The following is a 21,880-nucleotide window of genomic DNA, read 5'->3' as shown; positions in this document are numbered from 1 at the left end:
TTTCAAGCTTATTTGCTTTGCTGATGCTAAATTTCGCGAAATTTTAAGCGTATCCGGTTTTTTATACATTAAGTCAAGGAATTCAAATGCTTTCTAATATCGTAAATTTTATCGTAGAATTTGTCGCAGGCTGGGGATACCTTGGCATTTTTGTGATGATGTTTTTAGAAAGCAGCTTCTTTCCCTTCCCAAGTGAAGTCGTGATGATCCCTGCGGGCTATCTGGCCTCAAAATCGCAGATGAGCTTTGTTATAGCATTTGTTTGTGGGCTTGGCGGCAGTATTACGGGCGCGCTGTTTAATTACTATCTATGCTACTTTTTCGGACGTAAGATTATCGCTAAATACGGCAAATACGTAGGCATTACCGAGGAGAAATTTGAAAAATTCGAGGCTTTTTTTAACCGCCATGGCGAAATTTCAACGTTTAACTGCCGCCTAATTCCAGGCATTCGTCAATACATCAGCCTTCCTGCGGGCCTTGCAAAGATGAATGTCGCGCGCTTCGTGCTATTTACCGGGCTTGGAGCTGCGATTTGGACATTAATACTGATGAGCTTAGGATATTTCATCGGCGAAAACGAGGAGCTAATCAAGCAAGATCTGCATCTAATTACGATCGCTCTGTTCGCCGTCGTCATTATAATCTCGCTTCTATATGTTTATTTTATAAAACGCAAAAAATAGCTTCGCGCTAGTAAATATAAATACAATAAAAAATTCCATTTTATCGCCTTTAAGTTCAAATTTTTCAAATTATAATTTAAGCTAAACAAGAATTTTTATAATTTCACTTTCATAATCTGCGTGCAATACGATATTTCTATTAAAGTCTAATTATGCCTTAGTAGCGAATTCCAAAATATTTTTTAAGTAAAATTCTATTTAAAGCCTTAAACAATCATACTAATTTCTAAATTTTAATTTTTCGTTACGTTTTAAGCTGCTTTTAATACTAAAAGCTTTAAAATTCCATTAACAATTTCAACGAAAGGACTTATTATGGCAAAGACCAGAAAAGAACACGATTTCATCGGTGAATTAGAAATTTCCGACGATTTTTACTACGGTGTGCAGACATTTAGGGCACTAGAGAACTTCCATCTAAGCGGACGAGCGCTCAAAGACTATCCGTTTTTTATCAAAGCATTTGCACAAATCAAAAAAGCAGCTGCATTAGCCAATAAAGAGGTCGGAGTCCTAGACGCACAAAAAGCCGATGCGATTGCAAAAGCTTGCGACAGACTCATCGCAGGAGAGTTCAGAGATCAATTCGTAGTCGATATGATCCAAGGCGGCGCCGGAACTTCGACGAATATGAATACCAACGAAGTCATTACTAACATAGCTTTGGAGAGCATGGGACACAAAAAGGGCGAATACCAATACCTCCATCCAAACGATCACACAAATTTGGGTCAAAGCACTAACGATACCTATCCTAGCTCGATCAAAGTCGCCGCTTACGCCAAGCTAACCGATCTACTAAAAGCTATGGAAAATTTGAAAAAAGAGCTTGAAGTTAAAGCCAAAGAATACAAAGATGTCATCAAAATGGGAAGGACGGAGCTTGAAGACGCCGTTCCTACTACTCTTGGAAACACTTTCAACGCTTTTGCTACCTACATCAAAACCGATATCGCGCTTATCAAAGCTGCTAGAGAGTCGATGACTTACCTAAATATGGGCGCTACGGCGATTGGTACGGGTATCAACTGCCATCCTGATTACAAAAACGTAGTCGAGAAAAAACTAGGCGAAATCACCGGCGTTAAATTTAAAGCCGCAGAGGACTTCATCGCCGCTACGCAAGATACTGCCGATTTCGTTCACGTTAGTGGTGCGTTAAAAACAGCAGCCGTCCGCCTAAGTAAAATCGCAAACGACCTACGTCTTATGAACTCTGGTCCTAGATGCGGACTAGGCGAAATCGAGCTTCCTAAGATGCAACCGGGCAGCTCCATCATGCCGGGCAAAGTAAACCCAGTCATCGCCGAGGTCGTAGGCGAGGCTTGCTACGAGGTAATCGGCAATGACGTGACTATTATGCTTTGCTCCGAGCGCGGAGAATTCGAGCTTAATGCGTTTGAGCCTGGCATCGCATATGCGCTATTTAACTCGATTGTGCTTTTGGAAAATGCGATGAATACACTAGCTGAAAAAGCTATCAAACATCTAAAGGCAAATCCTGAAGCTTGCCTAAAATCGGTGTTAAATTCCGTCGGTATCGTTACGGCGTTTAATCCATACATCGGCTACGAAAAATCCGCAAGTATCGCCAAAGAGGCACTTCAGACCGGAAAATCCGTCGGCGAAATCTGCTTAGAGCGCGGATATTTGAAAAAAGAGGAGATCGATAAGATCCTAGAGCCTAAATCTATGCTCAACCCGCATATGAGCAAAAAATAGTTCCAAACTAGGTGCGGCGCGGAATTTCGTCGGTTAATTTAATAGGCGAAATTCCGCAAAGTAGAATTCTAATAGATAAGATTGATCGTGCAGAATTCCGTAGATGTAGAATTTCATCAAGTTAGATTTAGCTTCCGTGGAGTAAAATTCCACTTGCGAAATTTTAGGATAAAATTCCGCATAGAATTCCGACCACTGAATTATAAAGATAATTCGGATTTCACCTGCTGAAATCTTTAGAATTCTGCGCGCCGTTAAAAAAATTACTTTATAAGGAGTTTTGCAATGGACTTTATGGTGATATTGCAATTTATTGTTTTGTTAGGCGGCATCTACCTAGGCGTTAAGCTAGGCGGCATGGGCGTCGGTTATGCAGGCGGCTTGGGCGTTGTCGTCCTAGCCATTTTAGGCATGAAGGTCGATATGAAGGATATTCCGATTGACGTTATCCTAATTATCGCATCGGTAATCTCCGCGATTACGGCGCTACAAGTCGCAGGCGGACTTGATTATTTGGTTCAGGTAGCATCTAAAATTTTAAGGAAAAATCCTAAGCAGATCAACTTCCTAGCGCCTATCGTTACCTATCTACTTACGATACTTGCGGGCACCGGACATACTGCATTTTCTATGATCCCGGTTATCGTCGAGGTCGCAAAGACGCAGAACATCAAACCTTCCGCTCCTCTTGCGCTTTCGGTCGTTTCGTCTCAGGTAGCGATCACTGCGAGCCCTATTTCGGCGGCGTTCGTCGCTATGAGCGGCTTGTGCGAGAAGCTAGGCGTTAGCTATCCTAAGCTTTTGTTTATCTGCATCTCTACTACCTTCGTAGCTATGATCATCACGGCTTTCATCGTAAATAAATTCTACGATCTCGATCTTTCAAAAGACCCTGTTTACAAAGAGAGACTTTCAAAAGGTCTTGTAGCTGAGATCAAAGCCGAGGAGTATAAAGAGCCGAAGCCTTATGCGAAAAGATCGGTTGCGATATTTGCTATCGGCGTTTTGATCGTCGTCTGCTATGCGCTTGCGATCTCAAAGAGCGTCGGCTTGGTAGAAAAACCGATCCTTTCAAGAGATAGCGCGATCATCAGCTTTATGCTAACCATCGGCTTTCTTATTGCTGTTTTATGCAAGATCGATACAGGCAAACTGCTCTCTACCAGCACTTTCCAAAGCGGTATGAATGCGTGCATCTGCGTCATCGGTATCGCATGGCTCGGTACTACTTTTGTTAACGGACATATTGACAGCATCAAAGAGGTAGCTAAAAACGTCGTTACGCAGTATCCTTTCGTACTAGCCGTCGCGCTATACTTCTTAAGCTGCTTGCTATACTCGCAGGCTGCGACCACAAAAGTTATGATGCCTGCCGTTGCTGCCGCGCTTGGAATGACCAGCCCTGAAAATTCCGGTCAAATTTGGATCTTAGTCGCATCGTTCGCAGCCGTTTCAGGCTTGTTCGTGCTCCCTACCTATCCTACGACGCTCGGCGCGATCGCTATGGACGATACAGGAACGACTAGAGTCGGTAAATTTGTATTTAACCACTCGTTTTTCCTTCCAGGAACCATTATGGTTGCGCTTTCGGTCGCTCTAGGATTTTTAGTAGCTCCTGCGCTAATCTAAGATTAGCATTCCTTTCATTTGCGCCGAATTTTTCGGCGCATTTTTCATCCCATTTAAAATTTTTAATACAATTTAATAGATAAAATTCTATCGATTTTGGGGCCTGCCGTATTTGCTTATAAATTTAACTTCTAATCGCATGCAAAAAACTACAAGCCTGCCACTAGTATTTGAGTGGAAGTAAAATTTTATTTGAAATTTCATATCCATATTATGCTAGATGATAAATCAAAATTTCAGCCAAAAAACATATAATGTAAGAAATTTAAAACAAGGATAAAATATGAAAAATCTCATCATCATCGCTCATCCCGATATGGCAAGCTCGCACGCAAACAAGGCGTGGCGCGAGGTAGCCAAAAAGCAAGCGGATAAATTTGATATTCACGAAATTTACGCTGCTTATCCGAACGGCAAAATCGATGTTGCGCGCGAGCAGGAGTTACTTTTAAGCCACGATAAAATTATCATTCAGTTTCCACTTTATTGGTACAGCTATCCGCCGCTTTTAAAGCAATGGTTCGACGATGTATTCGCCTACGGCTGGGCTTACGGCAGCGCCGGCGGCAAGCTGAAAGGTAAAGAATTTGCTCTGGCGATCACTATCGGCGACGAGCGAAACAACTATAAAAAAGACGGCACGATCGGATTTGGCATAGAGGAAGTTATCGCGCCTTTTAAATGCGCGATGAATTTTACAGGCGCCAAGCTGCTGCCGTGCCACTTCGGCTATGGATTTTCATTTCATCCAGATAGCGAATATATCGCAAAAAGTGCAGAAAAATACGAAGAATTCTTAGCAAAATTTTAAAATTTACAAAGCCAAAATCGCTTTTTAGTCGAGAAATTTTATTTTAAAAAGCGACGGATGAAGATCATCTTTTCATCCGTACTGCTTGGCACGGCACGCTTCCTGCATCGATATTTTTGCGTTGTACACGCAGCCTGCCGACATAATCCCACGCCCTTTTGATCGTAAATTTTACTTCCTTCTCCTCTCCCCCTAAATGGGCAAAGTTTACGTTAAAAATTTATACGAAATTTTTCTGTATGAAGTATGCTTTAGTGCAGCCATATAAAAATCAATGAGCATAAAATTTTACCTAAAAATTTGCACCCGCTCGCAATAACACTCGTCTTAAATTTCCACAAGGCGCTAAAAAACTATGCACGTTCGCCGCAGCACTATTTCAAACTCCCCGTTAAATTAATTAAACGCGTAAAGTCGCGCGTTCACTATACGCTACCGGGCTTGTATTGCACTCACCAAGCTCATTCCTCATTAATGCCAAAACAACAATCACTCATGTTGTTAGAAAGCGCGTCAGCTGGCAGGTATCAAAGAGAAAACTACTGCGAAAGCGGTGCAAAATAAGATACCTCCGCGCCGAGCTGCTTAGTGCTTGCTACTCTACGCATGCAAACCCAAGATCCAAAAAGAGATTTAAAGCAAAGTAGCGCCTGCCACCTTGCGCGCGTGCAAATAGCTCAAAGCTGCCAAAAGTTTGCGCCCACTTCGCTACTGAGCCCAATTTGCCTATTGCGCGGCTATTAATACTTTCAGATTTTAACTTGTTCGCTTTTACTTTCCGTCTTTTAAATGCCTGCGCGCAGCTAGCTGCAAAGACGTATTCGCTGGATATGCCTTGTAGCTCGCCCCCCATACCCTCGATAAAAATCCGCCGTAATTTATGCGGATATTTGACAGCAGGATCGTTTGGATACGATCTTTCTTTCATATGAAGCCTAAAAGCGCTACGCCGATATACAGATGCTCGCGCCATTTTTTCGCTCTGCGCGCGCTGCCATCGCAATTTTCTCTGATACGACACTTAAAGATACCCCATCACCAAAACTACCAAAAAGCTTTTAGCCTTATTTTTCTGCTTTAGAATTTAGTCTCAATCAGTTCTTTGCTAATAAACCGACAGAATTTCCATACTTTGATATAACCCATCCACGAGGAACTAGCTAAATTTATTTGAATTCCTAAAGACACGGCAACTTACATCGCACCCACATTTCAGATCAATTCGAAATTTCGCCGTTACACCGCAAAGAGTTAAATTCTATCGAGCAAATTTATTAAAAATTTTAAGAGTAGCAAAAGTAGTAATAGATGATTAATGCTTTTCTATATGGATACCGACGCCAAATTTTAATCAAAAGATATCCATTAAATTTGCGCTCTTTAAATTAGCCAGCAAAAGCTTAAATTTCAAGGTTTCCTACGAAAGCAAACCCCGCAATACTTCATTAAGCGGCGTAAAAGCCGCTTTAAATTTCACTCTGCGACGCGATTTACCCAGATCAAAAACTCATCGCTCGGGTTCTCGTCGTCCATATGCGCGGGTGTGACGAGTTCAAGCGCGGTTTGCGGGATCGTCGTTTTAAACGCGTCCTTGAGCTACTGCTGAAATTTTACGTTTGGATGCACGATAAAGTCGTCGCTGTTTGGCGGCGCACTAAAATCCTCATCCCAGCAGATCTCATCGTATCCGATCGCAAGCAATCGCAAAAAATCTAGCCCATTGCGAGCCAAAACGCAGGTCATGGTCGAACCTGAGCCTGAGCCCATGTGCGGGGTCTAGTCTCGCCCGCATCGTCCAGCCACAGCGCGCACATCGAGCCCTCCGAGCGCTGCCTGCAAACACGCAAAGCCGCTGCTTGATCTCCGCGGTAAGCTCGCGATCCTCGCCGTAAAACCAATACCTTAGCTCCTCGTCGCGATTTTTCGGCTCATCCGTGAAAAAGACGATGTCCGTGCCGCCCTCGCGCTCATCGTCGCTCCAGCTCTGCTGCAGCCGATCCTGCGGGTAGAGATAGCCGCGTCTGCGCCCGCCCGCGTCGTCATAAAAGCCGTTTGCTTCGATCCACGCATAAAGCACCTCAAGCTCGCTCGGCACGCGCATGCCCTGCGGTAGCGCTTCGCGCAGCTGCGCTAGTAATAAATTTTTCACGATCGCTCCTTTTGCTAAATTTGCCGCTCAAATTTTACTCCGTTTTGGCTAAATTTACGGATATTTTTCTAATATCTGCGGCGTTTTACGCGCCTCGTCGCCGCAAGCGCAAATCGGGCTTTTAAAATTTAGCCGATTTTGGTTGCGATACGTACGAGCGGTATGAGCGCATATTTGAAAAAGAGTATGTGAATTTTAAGTAGAAAAATGCGTAAAATTTTACGACTTAAATTTTACTATTTTAAGGTCTCTTTGCTTTTTTGCAGAAATTTACGGTTTTAAATTTAGCTTACCGCACAGAGTAAAATTTTAGCGATATCTATAAATTTAAAATTTCCCGCGCCTTTTGTTTGCACGCCTCAAATTTTTGCTCAAACTCCGCGCGTCTTTGCAGCTCGTTTTTTGCCCCTATTTTGGTGTATCCCGAGCCTCGCCCCAGAAAATATACATAGCTCGTATTCTAAAATTTCGTTATAAACGGCACTTTGTCATTATTAAATTTACAAATTTTGCCGCCGTCTGATCGGGCGAGCGAAATTTCGTCTAAATTCCAAGCTCGGCTCTTACGAGCGCTTCATTTTGCGGAGTCAAAAAGCCCGCGATATCCTGCCACATCGAGTGAAAGCCGTATCCGCCGTCTATCATCTCGCTGCGCGCGGCGTCCAGGCTCCAGCCCTGATAGATCACGCGATACATCGCCACCACAAGCCCCGTGCGATCGGCTCCGTGATAGCAGTGCACGAGCACGGCGCCCTCCTTTTGGCGCTCGCGAATGGTGCGTAAGACGTCCGCGATCTGAGCGGGCTTTATCTCCCAGCTTTGAAGCGGCTTGTTTGCAAGCCAAAATTGATCCCCGAACGCTCTTTTGTCGCCGCCTCTGCTAAAATGACGCAGATTTACGATACTTTTGATGCCAAGCTCGTGCAGCTTTGCGGCATAGCTTCCATCAAGCTGTGCGCTACGAAACAGCAGCTCGTCCACGCGGTAGAAATTTTTCGCTTCGTCGATGAGGGTTGCTTTTTGCGATGAGTTTGAGTTTGTACCGCTCGCCGCGGTATCTGCGTTTTTAAAATGCGCGTGTTGAAATTTGGCGTCTTTTGCGTCCGCGAGATTTTGCTCCGCACTGCTCGTTTTTCTAAAATTTATGGAATTTGCTTCTGTCGCGAGCTCCGCATTTATGCCGGTCGCAAAGAAAAATACGACCGCTAGTGCAAGGGTTTTAAAATTCAAATTTCATCCTTTAAATTTGGCTAAATTTTATGATTTTTGTAAAATTTGACGCTCGCGGCTAAAATGCAAAATGGCAAACGTGCCTTAATTTAACGCAAAATTTGAGCGTCAAGCCCGCCCGAAATCCGCCGCCAAATTTTGCCGCGAGCCTGCAAAGCGCGCCGTTAAAATCAAAATTTCGTTTTAAATTTCCCCGTTCCCACCCTCGGTATCGCTAGATCAGTACGCGGTAGTTACATTGCGTAGTTACATTGCCCCTGTAAATTTACTGAAAATAAATCGTAAAAGGGGTGCGCCCGTTTCCGCGAGCGCTGCCATAAACCTGCTTCGCAGGTGAGTTTCGTACTCGCCTCTTGCGATACTTACCCGAAATTTTTCTAAATTTTACGCTTTTAGCTTTCGATCAGATCGGTCTGCCAGTTTGCGCCTTGCAGCGTCGTATCAAGCTGCCTGATCTGCCTGGCTAGCTCATCTACTTGCTTTTGTAGCGCCGCGACGTCGACCGTGCTTAGGATTTTAATCTCGCTGCGCGAATAAACGTCTACTTTTTGCGCGGAAGCTTGCGCGAAAGTCCGTAGCGCACCCGCTTTTAGCGTGAGTATGTCACGCTTGGCGATTAGCTCGGTTAGGCTCTTGCCGTCCGCTTTTGCGGTGCAGTTGGTTAAATTTATCCGAACTATCAGCCGCTCAAGCTCGCTTGTGAGTGCGTCCAGCTCGGCTAGCAGCACCTTTGGCTCCTCGCTAGGCTTTTCGCCCTCTTGCACCTTCGCGTTGTCCGCGAGTCTTGATTTTAGCTGCTCGATGCGTTTTTGTATATCTGCGCGCAGTATCAGCGCCTCGGCTAGTTTCATTTTCGTCCTTTTTAAAATTTATTTGCCGCCGCCAAGCTGCCTATCCTGACCGTAATGCGGCGAATACGGACCGTATAGTAAGCAGTTATTGCAGTTCTGCCCCAAAAGTATCACATCCGCGCTTGCAGAAAGCTTGTATCCCGCATCGGTGATCGTATCGCCGATCTGTTTGACGACCGCAGAGATTAGCATACCCACGAGATTGTTACCGCCTCCGCCCGAGTCGTCGCTGACCTGCGCCGAGCCCTCCCAGAGCGTCGCACCGCTTCGCAGATCCACGAGCTTGGCATTGACCGCCACTACGTTCGTACTTTTGATAAGCATATACGAAGTGCCGTATTTGACGACGTTCAGATACAGCACGGCGTCCGCACCGAAAATCTGCCTTAGCTTGTGCGCGGAGACATTTTGGATGTCGCTAGCCTCGTAAATTCCGTTATTTTTGAAGGTCTCATGCACGAGCGCCGGATCAAATACGTAATACCCCGCCTCGCTTAGCGGATAGATCGCGTTGGCGAGCACGGCAGCACCTGCGTCCACTTCGGTTGTTTCGTTGCTCGGCATCAGCACCAAAATCGATCGCGGCTTAGCCTGCTGAAGCGCCGAGTAGTCGTAAATTTCAGGCTCGCTTAGAGCGCACGCATTAAAAAACAGCGCCACGAATACGCTAAAAATAGCTATTTGAGCTTTATTTTTCATTTTTTAGCCTTTTTATTCGTTTTGCCGCCCTGTTTCGCGGCAGCTTTGCCTTGCTTTGCAGAGGCTGCTTTGGCGACTTCGCGTTCGCTTGATCCTTGGACTTTATCAGCGCCCGGCTTGGTCACAGCCTCAGCTTTTTTAAGCGCGGCAGGGTTTGTAACGAAGGTTAAAAACGGCTTTGATTCAGGAAAGGCCTGAGCTTCTTTCTCGAAATTCTCCCTCGCCCTCGCGCCGTTGCCCGCGCTTAGATACAAAAGTCCCAGATGCGAATAAAGCCCAGGCGGGACTTTAAGTCCCTTTTCGTATGCCTTTTGGATAGATTTTTCAAGCGCTTCGATCTGCTCGCCTACGTCGCCTTCCTGCTTTAGATACTGATAGGTCGAGTCCGTGTAGCTGCCGTCCCAGTAATAAATTTGATTCCGCGTCCCGCCGCCGCAGCCGCAAAAGATCACGGCAGCAGCAGCGAGCGCAAGAGCGCTACTTGCTTTCAAATTTTATCCTTATCTCACTTTAAACGCGCCGTTTTCAAGGCCGTTTACGAGATTATTGACCGCTTCGATGATCGCCAGGCTTAACACCTTGCCGTTTAGCGTCGAATCATAGCCTGCAGTGCCGCCGAAACCTAGCACTTCTCGGTTTGATAGCTCGTATTCGCCTGCGCCCTGGGTCGAAAAGACCACCTCGGACGTTCTAACGTCAACGATGTTTAAATTTACTTTAGAATACGCCGTTTGGGTCTTTCCTTTGCCCAAAATTCCAAACAACTGATGATCTCCGGTCGTCTTGCGGCCAAACTCAGTCACATCGCCGGTGATAACGTATCTGGCGCCTTTTAAGTTTTGTGCGCTTTTAGAGATTGCGCTTTCCTCTTTGATGGCGCGCATATTCGTGCGATCAAGCACCGAGAAACGTCCTGTTTGCTGCAAGCTTGAGATCAAAATTGTCTGCGCTTGGTTACCCAGTCTGTCCTCTCCGTCGGAGAACACGCCGTTGTTGTAAGAGGACTGATTGTTAAAGCGTCCTACCGATACGGCGATCCGCTCGCCCGAGTAATTGGTATTTAGACTCGCTACCGTAGGGGTTTGTACTACGCGAGAGCTTTCTTTCGCGCATCCGCTAAATAGCGCCAGCACCGAAGCCGCAATAACGGCAACCGATATGGTTTTTTTGAAATTCATTCTTTACTCCTTGAAAAAATTTACGTATAATATCTCATTTTTTCTTAAAATTTTATCTATGAATTTAAGTGTGCAAATTTATATGAGCGGGCTTTGAGCGTGATTTATTTTAAAGCCAATGAATTCAATTTCATGCTATTTATGCATAAAATATTGCAATGAGCTGATCAATAAGTAGATTTTGCCCAATTTCATCCGCGCCTTTTGCAATATGTGCTTGCCCGTAAACAGCTCGCAATAGGAAGGCCAATTAAGCAACGTAAATTTTAAAATATGCAGCCTACCCCCAAGCGCGCAAATTTACGCTTTTGCCTCTAAGCGATTTTTAAAAGCTTTAAAACTAAAATTAGCCAGATTTGAAACTAAATTTAAAACTCCGAAAACCTAAATCAGGCGGCGAAGATTTCACGAAAGACGTCGCAAGAAGCGAAATCTCAAAGGAGCCTAGCGTGAAAAGATTGATAAATTTCCTGAGGCGCATTTGCACGGACCTGCTTGCAGGTAGAGTATTGCTGCATCCAATCCTGCTTACGGCTGTATTTTTAGCGGCGAAATTCGGCGCGCTATATGTCATAGATGAAAAAATTTTAGGAAGCGGCTATGATTTGGGGATATTTGGAGAATTCGCTTATTACATATTTTTCGATTTTGTCGCAGGTGCCTATTTTATAGCTCTTTGCGCGCATATAATCTATGCTTCGCCCGAAGTCAAATCGCTTAAAATTTTACGCAAAATTTTACTCGCGATAATCTTGGCGTCTTGCGCGCTGGGTTATTTTTCTTCGGACGTAAACTACCAAAAGCTAGGCGTCCTTGAGGCCTTTTTAATTGCCTCGCTAATTTGCATTTGTATTTATTCGGTCGCAACCGAGATATCAAACGACCGCTCAAACGCGGTATTTTGGGGTTTTGCCTATGTTCTTAACTACATAGGTGCCTTATTTGTAATATTTCATGCGCAAGCCGCCGACGTCGTAGCCGCCATTTTAATAATCCTTTGTCCGCTAGCGTGGGCGTTTTATTTCAAATACGAATTTCAAAAATCGCTCGCGCAAACGGATGAAGTTTAAATTTTAAAATTTAAAGCACGCTCTAGGCCGAATTTAGGCGCGGCAGGCGAAACGAATAGCGCTAGTTTAGGGCGATAAATTTTTTGATCGTCACGCAAAGTATCGCGACGATGAGAGCTATCATCCAGCGCTTTTGAGCTTTTTTGCCGATCTTGTGCGAGGTTTTGACGCCCGCATAAACGCCCGCAAGCGAGCCGACGCCGAGCAACGCGCCGATTTCGTAGTACACGAGTCCGTGCGCGGAGAGGCTAATAAAGCCCGCACTTGAGGAAAATATCACGAAAAATAGCCCCGTGCTGACGGCCTTTTTGATGTCGTAGTTTAAAAAGCTGATCAAAATAGGCATCACGAATACCGCGCCGCCGATACCCACGCTGATCGCCACGGCGCCGACGAACAGCCCGACCAAAAATAGTAAAATTTTAGATTTGTTGGTCTCGCCCGCGGGCTCGGTCGGGGTTTTAAAGAGTTTGATTAAATTTATGATCTGTACCAAAATAAGCGTGCCCAGAAGGAATTTTGAGGAGAAATAGCTTACGATAAAGCCGCTGCTAAGCGCGCCGCAAAAGCCCCCGAGCCCCAGCACCAGCGCGGGCGCGACATCTAGCATTTTGCTTTTAAAATTTACGAACGAGCCGAATATCGAGCTAAAGATCATCTGCATGATGCTGATGCCGATGGCGTACTTGACGTCGTAGCCGAAGAGCATCATCACGGGCACCACGACCGTGCCGCCGCCGATGCCGAAAAATCCGCTGATAAAGCCTACGCAGGCGCCGATTAAAATGTATTCAAAAAACATCCGTATTCCTTCTCAGCCCCTTTGGTCTCTCTGAATTCCGCTTTTGCGGCTTGTAATTAAAATTTACCGCTTGCAAGCCTTGAAATTTAAGCGCGAAATTTAGCAAATTTAAGCCTTATAGCCGTTTTGCTTCGCGCATCCATTCGCGGTATTGCTCGCGCGAAATTTTTACTTTTTCATATCGCAAGGCGTCCGCGCGAAAGCATTTTAGGCTCAGTTCATTACCCTCAAAGCCCGCAAAATCAGCCTGCTCGTAGATGTCGTAGCCGCCCTGCATGCAGTCTAAAACGTCTACATATCTTTGCTCTTCACTCATAGGCTCGGCAAAGCTCACCAAATGCACGCCGTTTGGAGCGCCCCAGTAGCAGCCGCTCACGGCCAGCGCGTCCCAGCCCCGCAGATAGTGCACGCCGCCCCAAATGAAGCTCTCCTTGCCGAGCGTCCAGGCGTCCGGCACAAAGCGCATGATCCGCCCACGATCCAGTTCAAGCACGCTGTAGCCGTATAGATCCTGGCGAAAGATGAGGTAAAATTTGCCGTTTGCGTGGCGGATCAGGCTAAAAAATTCCGCCCGATCGTCTATGCTACGCCAGCTTATTATCTGCGGCGCGCCAAACAGCGTGTATTCGCCGCCGCTAAAATTTGCCGCGCCGAGCCTATATGCGTCCTTTACGATCTCATATCCGCTACCTAAATTTATCGTTTGGCGCCGGGTAAAATTTTGCCCCTCAAAAAGAGCTTCCGCCTGCTTGATACGCGCCAGGTACTGCGCGGAATTTACGGCATTTGGCATCGTGCGCTCCTTAAAATTTTATGCGGGCGGGTTAAATTTTGCGCTGCCGCCAACGGCTCGCGCTTCCTGAATTTCATGCGAACCGAATAAATTTAGCCTCGCTAGTCGGCAAAATTTGACCGCTAGGCGGCAGAGCTCAAGCATTAGGCGGCAACCTACAACTACTAAGTGCAATCCGTGAGCGCTATGCACCCGCGTCTAAATTTTAAATCTCGCCTTGCCAATTTTCTAAAATTTACCAGCAGTTTCGGCGCTCTGCAAATACTTGCGATACAGCGCCGCCTTTAAATACTCCGCACAAGGGCGTGAATTTTACTAGCGTTTGAAATTCCGCGGCGTTTAAATTTCACGATATTTAAAATTCCGCGGCGTTTTAAAATCCCACGAAAATCCGAAATTCCGCGAGTATTTGAAATTTCACAACCTTTAAATTCCACTAGTGCTTTAAATTTATCTAATGCAGGCAGCCAAACCGCGCAGACGAGCGGACCGCTCAAATTTGCTCGCCCGCGCTGTGCCGCTGGCTATCATTCAAAATTTACTCCCCAGAATTTTGCTCCTATCAAGAGTGCAATAATCTCGCCACCAGCTATCACTCAAATTTACCCTCGTCCACAGCGCCGCTAGCATATAAATTTAAATTTTACTCGCCCCGGACGCTACGAATATTACTCGGATTTGTCCCCCTCCTTGGCATCTGAAATTTTATCCAGCACCTTTTTGCCGACCTCGCTTTGATTTAGCGCTTCAAGCATCGCGGCTAGCTGCGTGCCGCCTTTGGCGCTTAAAATTTCGCCGAATTTACTCATCCCCTCGCCCACGCTACCTTCGTTCGCGATGATCTTAAGATCCGCCGCGCTTAGCGCCTTGGCCTGCTCTAGGCCGATGTCGCGGTTCGCTTCGATCTGTTTGATCGAAATGAGATAGGTCTGGTATCCCTGATTTTCGCCGATCTCGCGCGCCAGCTCGATCTGCGCGTTTACGGGCGCGAGCTCTTTTAGCCTAAGCGCTTCGGCCTCTGCAGAGCCTATCTTTAGCGTACCCTGCGCTTCTTTATCCTTCATCTCCAAAAGCGCCGCGGCGGCGAGAAACTGCTTCTCTTTATCGCCCTGCGCTACTAAAATTTGATTTTCCTTGATCGCTTCGGCGTCGCGGATCTTGGCGTTTTTGCGCGCTTCGGCGTCGATCTCGATCTTGCGCTGCTCCTGCTCGGCCTTTACGATCTCCACCTGCTTTTTGATCTCGGCCTGCTTGACGTCGTTTACCCGCACGACCTCCATCGCCTTTTCCTGCGTGATCTTTTGCTGATCCTTGATGAGCTGCTCGGCCTGCTCCTTTGAGATCGCGACCTCTCGCTCGTTTTCGACGGTTTTAAGGCCTACCATCTTATTGGCTTCCTGCTGGCGCACTTCGGTCGCCTGCGCGGCTTCGATCTCGGCGATCTGGGCGAGCTTGGTGTTGTTTGCGACCTCGACGCGGCTTTCCTTTTCGATCTGGGATTTTTTCTTCTCCATGATGTTTAAGATGACCTTGCTGCCGCTGCTATCTCGGATATCCATCAGCTCGATGTTTTTGACGGGTTCGATACCCCAATTTTGCAGCTGCGTCTTTACTGCCTTGGTAAAATCATCTCCGAGCTCGGAGCGGATCTGCAAGATGTCCTCAAGCACGCGGCTCGAAAGGATCGAGCGGATCGAGCCTTGAATGATATTTCTAAGCTGATTGTTAAGATCCTCAAAATTATTGACGCGTTGCGCGGCTAAATTTGAATCCATAATCCTAAAAAACGCCGTTATATCGACTACGAAAGGAAGTCTGCCTAAATCATACGCCTCATAATCCTCGATCTTGATGCTAAAAACAGAGACCGGCAAAACGATCTTCGTAACGCCCAGCACCGGCACCCAACTCGGGAATTCATAGTAGCTATTGCCGTTACCGGTATCTTTGCCGTAGCTCGTCGTCTTGCGCGCACTCTGGACGATATGCACTTCGTTCGTCTCCACTATACGCCTGAAAAACAGCGGCACGATGATAAAAAGCACGATTAAAACCCCGACGGCGGCGCCTATTAAATATAAAATTTCATCCATTTTCTCTCCTTTAAAAATGCTAAATTTAAAATGGATTATATAAAAATTTACTTTGAAAAATAATAAATAATCGCGGCGGCGGCAGTTAAAATTTACGGAATTTTAATGAGATTTTATGTAATATCGCGGCATATATTTCAATGCCCTTTAGGAGAAAAAATGAAAAAATTTTTACTACTGCTTTTGGCGGGTGCGCTTTTTGCGAGTGCGGCAGAGCTTAGAACTATCAAGGATATGGACGGAGCTGAGGTCAAAATCCCCGCAAAAGTTGAGCGTATTGCGGCACTCTGGCACTCGAACAATCAAATTTTACTGGCCCTAGGAGGAGCGGATAAGATCGTCGCTACCACCGATAACATCAGCAAAAACGCGTGGTTTCTTAAAATTTATCCGCGCCTGGCGCAGATCCCTGTGCTGCTAAAAAATAATGACGTAAATTTAGAGGAGCTAATGAGCCGTAACCCTGACGTAGTCATAGTCCCAACCGCACTGGCAGGCGAAAATTTAGCTAAGCAGGGCTTTACCGTTTTAAAGGCGAGCTTTAGCGATTACGAGCAGATGAGGCGTAGTATCAGGATGTGCGGCGATATGCTAGGAGGCGACGCGCCGCAAAGAGCGAAGGATCTGATCGCAAATCTCGATAAAAATATCGCTTTGGTTAGCGGCCGCACCGCAAATTTAAGCCCCGATAAACGTCCGCGCGTCCTTCACATCGTAGGCGGAAGCGATCTTTTAAAGATCGACGGCAAGGGCACGCTGATCGACTCGTGGATAGAGCTAGCCGGAGGAACGAATGCGATCACCGCCACAAAAGGCCCGATGAAAACCATCACCGCCGAGGAGATCATCGCTAGCAACCCGCAGATCATAATCGTGGGCGGCGATCACAACGAAGATGCGGTAGAGAAAATCAAATCTAGTCCGGTTTACAGCGGCACGGATGCGGTCAAAAACGGGCGCGTTTACGGCAATCCGCGCGGGGTTTTCAACTGGGATCGATACGGCGCGGATACGGTGCTTCAAATTTTATGGGCGGCGAAAACCATCCAGCCGGAGCTCTTTGCCGACATTGACATAAAAGCCGAAACTAAGGCGTTTTATAAAAAATTTATGAATTACGAGCTAAGCGACGAGGAATTTGGATATATTTTAAAAGGACTTAGCCCGGAGGGTAAATAAGACGCGGCACCGAAGCAACGGCGTCAGCGCCGTACCTAGTAGGCAGCACCCGTGCCGAAATTTCTCATCGTGCGGCAGGTACATCGGTACAGAATGTTTCATCGTGCGACACACATCGGTGCCGAGCGGAGTGCTATCTTATCGGCTCTTGAGGGCGGATCGTCCCGCCAAATAAGCGGTCTTGATGCCGAACGTCAAATCAAAGGGCACATCGGCATCAAATAAACGGTGCCTCATATCGTCTCGCCACAGATAAACGGCGTTTCATATCGCCTAATCAAGCAAACGCCGCCGTACCGCGAGCATCGTCAAAGTGCAAACAGCCTATATAAAGTAAGCGCATCGTTGCCTGATTATGGGTGCCGATCCCAAATGAGCGGGCACGCTGCCGCATGGTTCCAACCGAAGCGACATCCCTAACGCGCGGCGTGCCGAGCAAACATAGCCACAGCATGTCAAACGGGCGGTGCGAGGCGAAGTAAAATTTAAATCCGCGGCGAGTAGAAAAGGGCAAAGCAACGGCAAGCAAACAAGGGCAAAACAAAGCTGCAAGATAAAATTTAAAGCCAAAGGGGCGGTCATGGAAATTTCATTTTTTACGACGCTTAAGCCTGCTCTAGCAGGCGCTTGGATACCCTCATTTGCGATGGTGCTGATACAGTTCGCGTATATGTTTATCTACAAGGAGGTCGGCAAACGTGCCACCGATACCTCGTGGTACACGCTCGCGGACAAGCGAAATGCGATCATAAGCTCGCTGCTGCAAGTAGCGCTGCTTATTTTGTCGGTGTTCGTGCCACTTAAGATGGGTAGCGCGTGGTTTTGGATCGGAGCGGTGATCTACGTAGCGGCTTTTGCGGGCTTCATCAAAGCGTTTCACGACTATGCGGCGGCCCCTGCGGACAAAGCCGCACAAGGCGGCATCTACCGCCTATCGCGCAATCCGATGTATTTCTTTTATTTCCTCGGCATGGCGGGCGTTTGCGTCGCTTCAGCGTCGCCGTGGCTACTCATAGTGATAGTGCCCTTTGCCATATACAATCATCTCGTGGTCCTGGGCGAGGAGCGCTACTGCGAGCAGGCCTACGGGCGGGAGTATTTGGAGTATAAACGCAAGACGCCGAGATATTTTTTGTTCTTTTAAGGGGAGCGGCGCGCGATTGAGCTTTAAAGCAGAAGCGTAAATTTAGACGGTATTTTTAAAATTTAACTAGACTTGCGGGCTAATTTTAAAATTTTGCTCGAAATTTTAAAGACTGCGAGATATAGGCTTAAATTTAGAACTAAATTTAAAAACTCAAAATTTCAAATTTGCTCGCCGCCTAGGCTAAATTTAAAATAGTCGGTATTTAAAAACGCCATTTTAAATTTACGCTTGCAGGCATTATGGCGTCCGTCAAGCGCGCGACTCCACTAACGGCAAAAGCAAACTATGACGGCAGCTGCTAAGCGAAGTCCAATTCACGCCCATACCCGCAAGCAGCCTAATTTCCGCTCGCATACGCAGATAGGCTGCTCGGATCCTCAGGAGTGAACCGATCGTCCAAAACGCCGTCCTCCTCGCCCGAAAGTACGCTCATCGCGCTGATACGCGAGATTAGCAGTCGATCCTCGGCGATGTCCGCGCGATCCGAGCCGATAGTAAGCGACGTAATCGCCGTGCGCCCGATGACCGCGCGCCCGCCGTCCATCGTGCGAAGCCCCCAGATATCGTGCAGCACCGCAGGCTTGCCATCCACCTGCCCTACGTAGAGCATCACGTGGCCGGGCATATACAGCAGGGTTTTATACGCCACGCCGTTTTCGCCGATGAAGCTAAGCTTTTCATCCGCGCTCATCCCCGCTAGCGAAAAACGCTCGCCGCGGCCCGATTGCGCCTTAGAATTTCGCGGCAGCCACAGCCCGAAATTTGCCAAAAAGTCTTTCGTCATAAGCGAGCAATCGCGAAGAAATTTATACCCGCCCCAGCCGTATTTCTGCCCGAGCAGGCTAGCGGCTACGATCTTTGAGTTCTGCTCATCAAGCGGCGCAGGCCAAAGCCTCGCATCCTCCGCGCTAACAAAATATCTCCTGCTGCCAAACTGAGTTAAAATTTCGCCGCCGAATACGCTCCGTACGCCGAGCATGCCGCCAAGATCGCGCTCGCCGCTAAAATCATACGGCAGGATCGTGCCTGTGCGCGCCCTAAAAAGCTCCGCGCCGTTTTCGTCATAAACGGCGGCGCCGTCGCGCAGGATCGTTATAAATTTAGAATTTGCATAAATATCCGCCTGCTGGGGGCTGATGCGTTTTATCGCATCGCTTCTTATCCAGCTCCACACGCCGTCGTTGCGCACGAACGCCCACGCGCCGTCTCTGCTGTAATGCGACAACAGCAGCGGATAGCCCACGCTCACGGCGGAATTTGCGGCGTAATCAAACGGCGCGCCCTCCCCCGGCTCGCTCGGATCGCCGAAAATCGGCAAGTCGCTTGGGATATTTCGCAGCAGCGCGTTTTTTACTGTTATAGCGGGCGCTGAAATCAGCCCAAATGCCTCTTCATTGGCGTTTGCGCGAATGCTTTGATAAACCGCGTCGTCGTATATTCTGCCTGCGGCGTCAAAGTGGCGTCCCTTGGCGTAATTAAGCCCCCAAAACGTGTCGATTTCGGCTTTAATCGGCGCATCGTCAAACCAAATTTTAAAATAGCGGCTCTTAAACGCTTTTCCGCTTATGTTTTGCACCGACGCAGGAGCCGGCAGCCGCTCGCTGTTTTGAGCGTATTCGAGATCCAAAATAGCGGGATTTTCCGGGATAAACTTGCGCGGGCCGACGGTTTCGCCGCAACCTACAAGGATTAAAGCTGCGAAGATGAGAGATACTAATCGTTTCAAACAAAATGCCTTTTAAAAAATTTTAGCTATAATTTTGCCAAAAAATAGGAAAAAACTTGATAAATTTCATCATCAAAAAGCTAAAAGATCGCAATATTTTCATCACGGGCGGCGCAGGCGTGGGCAAAAGCTACGTGATAAAAGAGCTCATCGAGGATTACCGCGCGCGCGGCAAGCTCGTCATCGTGCTCGGCAGCACTGGCATCAGCGCCGTAGAGATCGGCGGCGTGACCGTGCATAGCTTCTTCCGCTTCGGCATCTGCAAAAACCACGAGGAGTTAAAAAGCTTCGATCGCAAACAAAGCGGCAAGCTAAGCGAGCTGCGAAAAATTTTAGCCCTCGCGGATCTCATCGTGATCGATGAAATTTCGATGATCGGCGCCGAGCTTTTCGAGATGATCTATCTTAGAATTTCAAGCTCTAAATTTAACGGGCGGCTGCTCGTTACGGGCGATTTTTATCAGCTTCCGCCGGTGCGCAAAGAGGGCGAGAGCGCGACGCGCGCGAGCCTATTTAGCGACTCGGATTACGCCTTCGGCTCGTACGCGTGGAGGCAGTGCGAGTTTTTTTACGTCGAGATGATAGGCTCCAAGCGCACCGCAGATGCAGCGCTATACCGCCTGCTTTGCGAGCTGCGACTCGGCACCCCAAGCGAGCAGACGGCGGAGCTGATGCGATCTTTGCTCATCGATGCCGCGCGAGCTGAGCCGAACGCTACGATAATCTCGGGCCGAAACGCCGAAGTGGATGCGATAAATAACGCCAGACTAGCCAAACTGAATACGCCGCAGAGCAGCTTTGAGGGCGTTTATGAAGCGCTACAAAGCGGAGTGAGCGAGCAGAAAATTCAAAAATGGATCGCCTCGCTAAACGCGCCGCAAAGTCTGACGCTGAAAGAGGGCGCAAAGGTGCTGTTTACCGCAAACAAAAGCGGCGAGTTTTTTAACGGCGAGCAAGGCGTCGTCGAAAAGATCGAAAAAGATTCCGGCGGCGAGATCGAAAGCGTGGTCGTAAAAAAGCCCTCGGGCATGCTAAGTCGCGTGGGGCTGCAAACATACGAACTAAGCGAGATCGCCGCAAGCGGCGCGGATGCCGAGCAGATCGTGCTGGCGCGGTATTATCAGTTCCCGCTCAAGCTCGCATACGCCATCACGATCCACAAATCCCAAGGCATGAGCATCCCGCAGCTCATCTGCGACATCGACAGGATCTTTGCCAAAGGGCAGCTCTACGTGGCGCTTTCGCGCGCGACGAGCCTTGCGGGGCTAGACGTGATATATACGCGATCAGAGCCCTTGCTGCGGTATTTGCAGCGCAGCGCAAGCGCGGATGAGGCTGTGGTGAAATTTTATCAAGAGAATGAATTTTATAAAATTTCGGATCAAAAGGTGGAATAAATTTAACAAATGCAGTTGTGATTTTGCATAGAATTTTGAAATTTTGCGGCATTTTAAATTTAACGATATTTGTAGTACGAATTGCCGCAACGCACAGCTAAGCTTAAATTTTAGTCTATTTTAGAATTTGTGTGAATTTAAAATTTAAAATTTTTGTAAATATGTTATAATACCGATGTCGAAAGGGGACAGCGGCGCAATTAGACCCTCCCTTTCGACCTGCTAGTGCGAATCTTTTAATTATATAGACCTGAGTTTACGACTTTTTTTGAGTTAACAATTGCTATTAAATTTTTCTATACCAAGCTCTTTAAAATTTCTGCCTTGATTTCTTTGAAAGCAGAGCACCTCACTACTATCAAGTTTTTTAGACTCATAAAATTCCTGCACTGACAAATTTTGAAATACTATTATTTTCTTTAGATCCCTATTAGAATAGAATGTTATAATACCTGTGTCGAAAGGGGATAGTGGCGGTAGATGACCCTCCTTTTCGACGCTTTATTAATTACATTTAAATTATAATGTCTTTTTTAAGCTTCTTATCAGAACGGAGTGGTACAATTTTAGTTAGCAATGCTCGTGGCGTTAGTCCCTTGAGTTGTCAGAGCGCAAGCTTTTTGGGTAGATGTGTGCCCTGGGCTCGCGCTTGCTTTTGGATTATCAATCTCTACTCTTTAAATTTTGCACGCTGTATCTATAACTGCATTCTACATAA

21 protein-coding genes are annotated in these 21,880 nt (G+C 47.1%); 9 read left to right on the top strand and 12 right to left on the bottom strand.

Going from position 1 to position 21,880, the window contains the following annotated elements; all coding sequences use genetic code 11:
* Nucleotides 1–86: 86 nt before the first annotated feature.
* From CGRAC_RS05415 to CGRAC_RS05400, 4 genes are all read left to right on the top strand, one after another.
* Nucleotides 87–686 carry a DedA family protein gene (locus tag CGRAC_RS05415; RefSeq protein ID WP_005870681.1) on the top strand — a complete coding sequence of 200 codons (600 nt, stop codon included), beginning with the start codon at nucleotides 87–89 and terminating at the stop codon, nucleotides 684–686.
* Between the two features lie 315 nt (nucleotides 687–1,001).
* Nucleotides 1,002–2,408, top strand: coding sequence for an aspartate ammonia-lyase (locus CGRAC_RS05410; protein ID WP_005870686.1), 1,407 nt, complete (start codon nucleotides 1,002–1,004; stop codon nucleotides 2,406–2,408).
* Nucleotides 2,409–2,693: 285 nt separating this feature from the next.
* Nucleotides 2,694–4,037: an anaerobic C4-dicarboxylate transporter gene (locus tag CGRAC_RS05405; protein WP_005870691.1), complete on the top strand. Its 1,344-nt coding sequence runs from the start codon at nucleotides 2,694–2,696 to the stop codon at nucleotides 4,035–4,037.
* A gap of 283 nt (nucleotides 4,038–4,320) precedes the next feature.
* Nucleotides 4,321–4,848, top strand: a complete 528-nt coding sequence (locus tag CGRAC_RS05400) for an NAD(P)H-dependent oxidoreductase (protein WP_005870695.1) — start codon at nucleotides 4,321–4,323, stop codon at nucleotides 4,846–4,848.
* Nucleotides 4,849–5,443: 595 nt separating this feature from the next.
* Here the strand turns inward: CGRAC_RS05400 and CGRAC_RS05395 are convergent.
* The 7 genes from CGRAC_RS05395 to CGRAC_RS05365 all read right to left on the bottom strand — a co-directional run bounded on the left by CGRAC_RS05395 (nucleotide 5,444) and on the right by CGRAC_RS05365 (nucleotide 10,955).
* Complete coding sequence (locus CGRAC_RS05395) at nucleotides 5,444–5,776, bottom strand: hypothetical protein (RefSeq protein ID WP_005870697.1); 333 nt, start codon at nucleotides 5,774–5,776, stop codon at nucleotides 5,444–5,446.
* Nucleotides 5,777–6,526: 750 nt separating this feature from the next.
* Complete coding sequence (locus tag CGRAC_RS05390) at nucleotides 6,527–6,997, bottom strand: hypothetical protein (protein WP_005870702.1); 471 nt, start codon at nucleotides 6,995–6,997, stop codon at nucleotides 6,527–6,529.
* Between the two features lie 543 nt (nucleotides 6,998–7,540).
* Nucleotides 7,541–8,227: a tyrosine-protein phosphatase gene (locus CGRAC_RS05385; RefSeq protein ID WP_005870704.1), complete on the bottom strand. Its 687-nt coding sequence runs from the start codon at nucleotides 8,225–8,227 to the stop codon at nucleotides 7,541–7,543.
* Nucleotides 8,228–8,619: 392 nt separating this feature from the next.
* Nucleotides 8,620–9,078: a DIP1984 family protein gene (locus tag CGRAC_RS05380; protein WP_005870705.1), complete on the bottom strand. Its 459-nt coding sequence runs from the start codon at nucleotides 9,076–9,078 to the stop codon at nucleotides 8,620–8,622.
* Between the two features lie 18 nt (nucleotides 9,079–9,096).
* Nucleotides 9,097–9,777, bottom strand: coding sequence for a DUF799 domain-containing protein (locus CGRAC_RS05375; protein ID WP_005870706.1), 681 nt, complete (start codon nucleotides 9,775–9,777; stop codon nucleotides 9,097–9,099).
* The gene (locus tag CGRAC_RS05370) at nucleotides 9,774–10,268 is read right to left on the bottom strand and encodes a DUF4810 domain-containing protein (RefSeq protein WP_005870707.1); all 495 of its coding nucleotides are present in this window, start codon (nucleotides 10,266–10,268) and stop codon (nucleotides 9,774–9,776) included. The genes CGRAC_RS05375 and CGRAC_RS05370 overlap by 4 nt, the downstream gene beginning before the upstream one ends.
* Before the next feature lie 9 nt (nucleotides 10,269–10,277).
* The gene (locus tag CGRAC_RS05365) at nucleotides 10,278–10,955 is read right to left on the bottom strand and encodes a CsgG/HfaB family protein (protein ID WP_005870708.1); all 678 of its coding nucleotides are present in this window, start codon (nucleotides 10,953–10,955) and stop codon (nucleotides 10,278–10,280) included.
* Nucleotides 10,956–11,404: 449 nt separating this feature from the next.
* Between CGRAC_RS05365 and CGRAC_RS05360 the strand changes: the two genes are divergently transcribed.
* Nucleotides 11,405–12,025 (top strand): hypothetical protein, encoded by a 621-nt coding sequence (locus CGRAC_RS05360; RefSeq protein ID WP_143297848.1) that lies wholly within the window; start codon nucleotides 11,405–11,407, stop codon nucleotides 12,023–12,025.
* 61 nt (nucleotides 12,026–12,086) lie between these two features.
* Here CGRAC_RS05360 and CGRAC_RS05355 read toward each other — a convergent pair whose 3' ends face one another.
* The 4 genes from CGRAC_RS05355 to CGRAC_RS05340 all read right to left on the bottom strand — a co-directional run bounded on the left by CGRAC_RS05355 (nucleotide 12,087) and on the right by CGRAC_RS05340 (nucleotide 15,713).
* Nucleotides 12,087–12,827 (bottom strand): sulfite exporter TauE/SafE family protein, encoded by a 741-nt coding sequence (locus CGRAC_RS05355; RefSeq protein WP_005870713.1) that lies wholly within the window; start codon nucleotides 12,825–12,827, stop codon nucleotides 12,087–12,089.
* A 115-nt stretch (nucleotides 12,828–12,942) separates the two neighbouring features.
* On the bottom strand, nucleotides 12,943–13,620 hold the full coding sequence (locus CGRAC_RS05350) for a hypothetical protein (RefSeq protein WP_005870717.1): 678 nt from the start codon (nucleotides 13,618–13,620) through the stop codon (nucleotides 12,943–12,945).
* A gap of 284 nt (nucleotides 13,621–13,904) precedes the next feature.
* Nucleotides 13,905–14,117 carry a hypothetical protein gene (locus tag CGRAC_RS05345; protein ID WP_005870720.1) on the bottom strand — a complete coding sequence of 71 codons (213 nt, stop codon included), beginning with the start codon at nucleotides 14,115–14,117 and terminating at the stop codon, nucleotides 13,905–13,907.
* A 171-nt stretch (nucleotides 14,118–14,288) separates the two neighbouring features.
* Nucleotides 14,289–15,713: an SPFH domain-containing protein gene (locus CGRAC_RS05340; protein WP_005870721.1), complete on the bottom strand. Its 1,425-nt coding sequence runs from the start codon at nucleotides 15,711–15,713 to the stop codon at nucleotides 14,289–14,291.
* A 159-nt stretch (nucleotides 15,714–15,872) separates the two neighbouring features.
* Between CGRAC_RS05340 and CGRAC_RS05335 the strand changes: the two genes are divergently transcribed.
* The 3 genes from CGRAC_RS05335 (at nucleotide 15,873) to CGRAC_RS05330 (ending at nucleotide 18,036) form a co-directional block, all read left to right on the top strand.
* Nucleotides 15,873–16,892 (top strand): ABC transporter substrate-binding protein, encoded by a 1,020-nt coding sequence (locus tag CGRAC_RS05335; RefSeq protein ID WP_040303722.1) that lies wholly within the window; start codon nucleotides 15,873–15,875, stop codon nucleotides 16,890–16,892.
* A 51-nt stretch (nucleotides 16,893–16,943) separates the two neighbouring features.
* The gene (locus CGRAC_RS11860) at nucleotides 16,944–17,117 is read left to right on the top strand and encodes a hypothetical protein (RefSeq protein ID WP_156187201.1); all 174 of its coding nucleotides are present in this window, start codon (nucleotides 16,944–16,946) and stop codon (nucleotides 17,115–17,117) included.
* A gap of 355 nt (nucleotides 17,118–17,472) precedes the next feature.
* Nucleotides 17,473–18,036, top strand: coding sequence for a methyltransferase family protein (locus CGRAC_RS05330; protein WP_005870727.1), 564 nt, complete (start codon nucleotides 17,473–17,475; stop codon nucleotides 18,034–18,036).
* Nucleotides 18,037–18,376: 340 nt separating this feature from the next.
* Here CGRAC_RS05330 and CGRAC_RS05325 read toward each other — a convergent pair whose 3' ends face one another.
* The gene (locus CGRAC_RS05325) at nucleotides 18,377–19,765 is read right to left on the bottom strand and encodes an SH3 domain-containing C40 family peptidase (protein WP_005870729.1); all 1,389 of its coding nucleotides are present in this window, start codon (nucleotides 19,763–19,765) and stop codon (nucleotides 18,377–18,379) included.
* 56 nt (nucleotides 19,766–19,821) lie between these two features.
* Between CGRAC_RS05325 and CGRAC_RS05320 the strand changes: the two genes are divergently transcribed.
* Nucleotides 19,822–21,162, top strand: a complete 1,341-nt coding sequence (locus tag CGRAC_RS05320; RefSeq protein ID WP_005870730.1) for an ATP-dependent DNA helicase — start codon at nucleotides 19,822–19,824, stop codon at nucleotides 21,160–21,162.
* Nucleotides 21,163–21,880 lie beyond the last annotated feature (718 nt).

It is taken from the genome of Campylobacter gracilis, from assembly GCF_001190745.1.
Taxonomy (GTDB): Bacteria; Campylobacterota; Campylobacteria; order Campylobacterales; family Campylobacteraceae; genus Campylobacter_B; species Campylobacter_B gracilis.
This window is presented reverse-complemented; position numbering and strand designations above follow the sequence as displayed.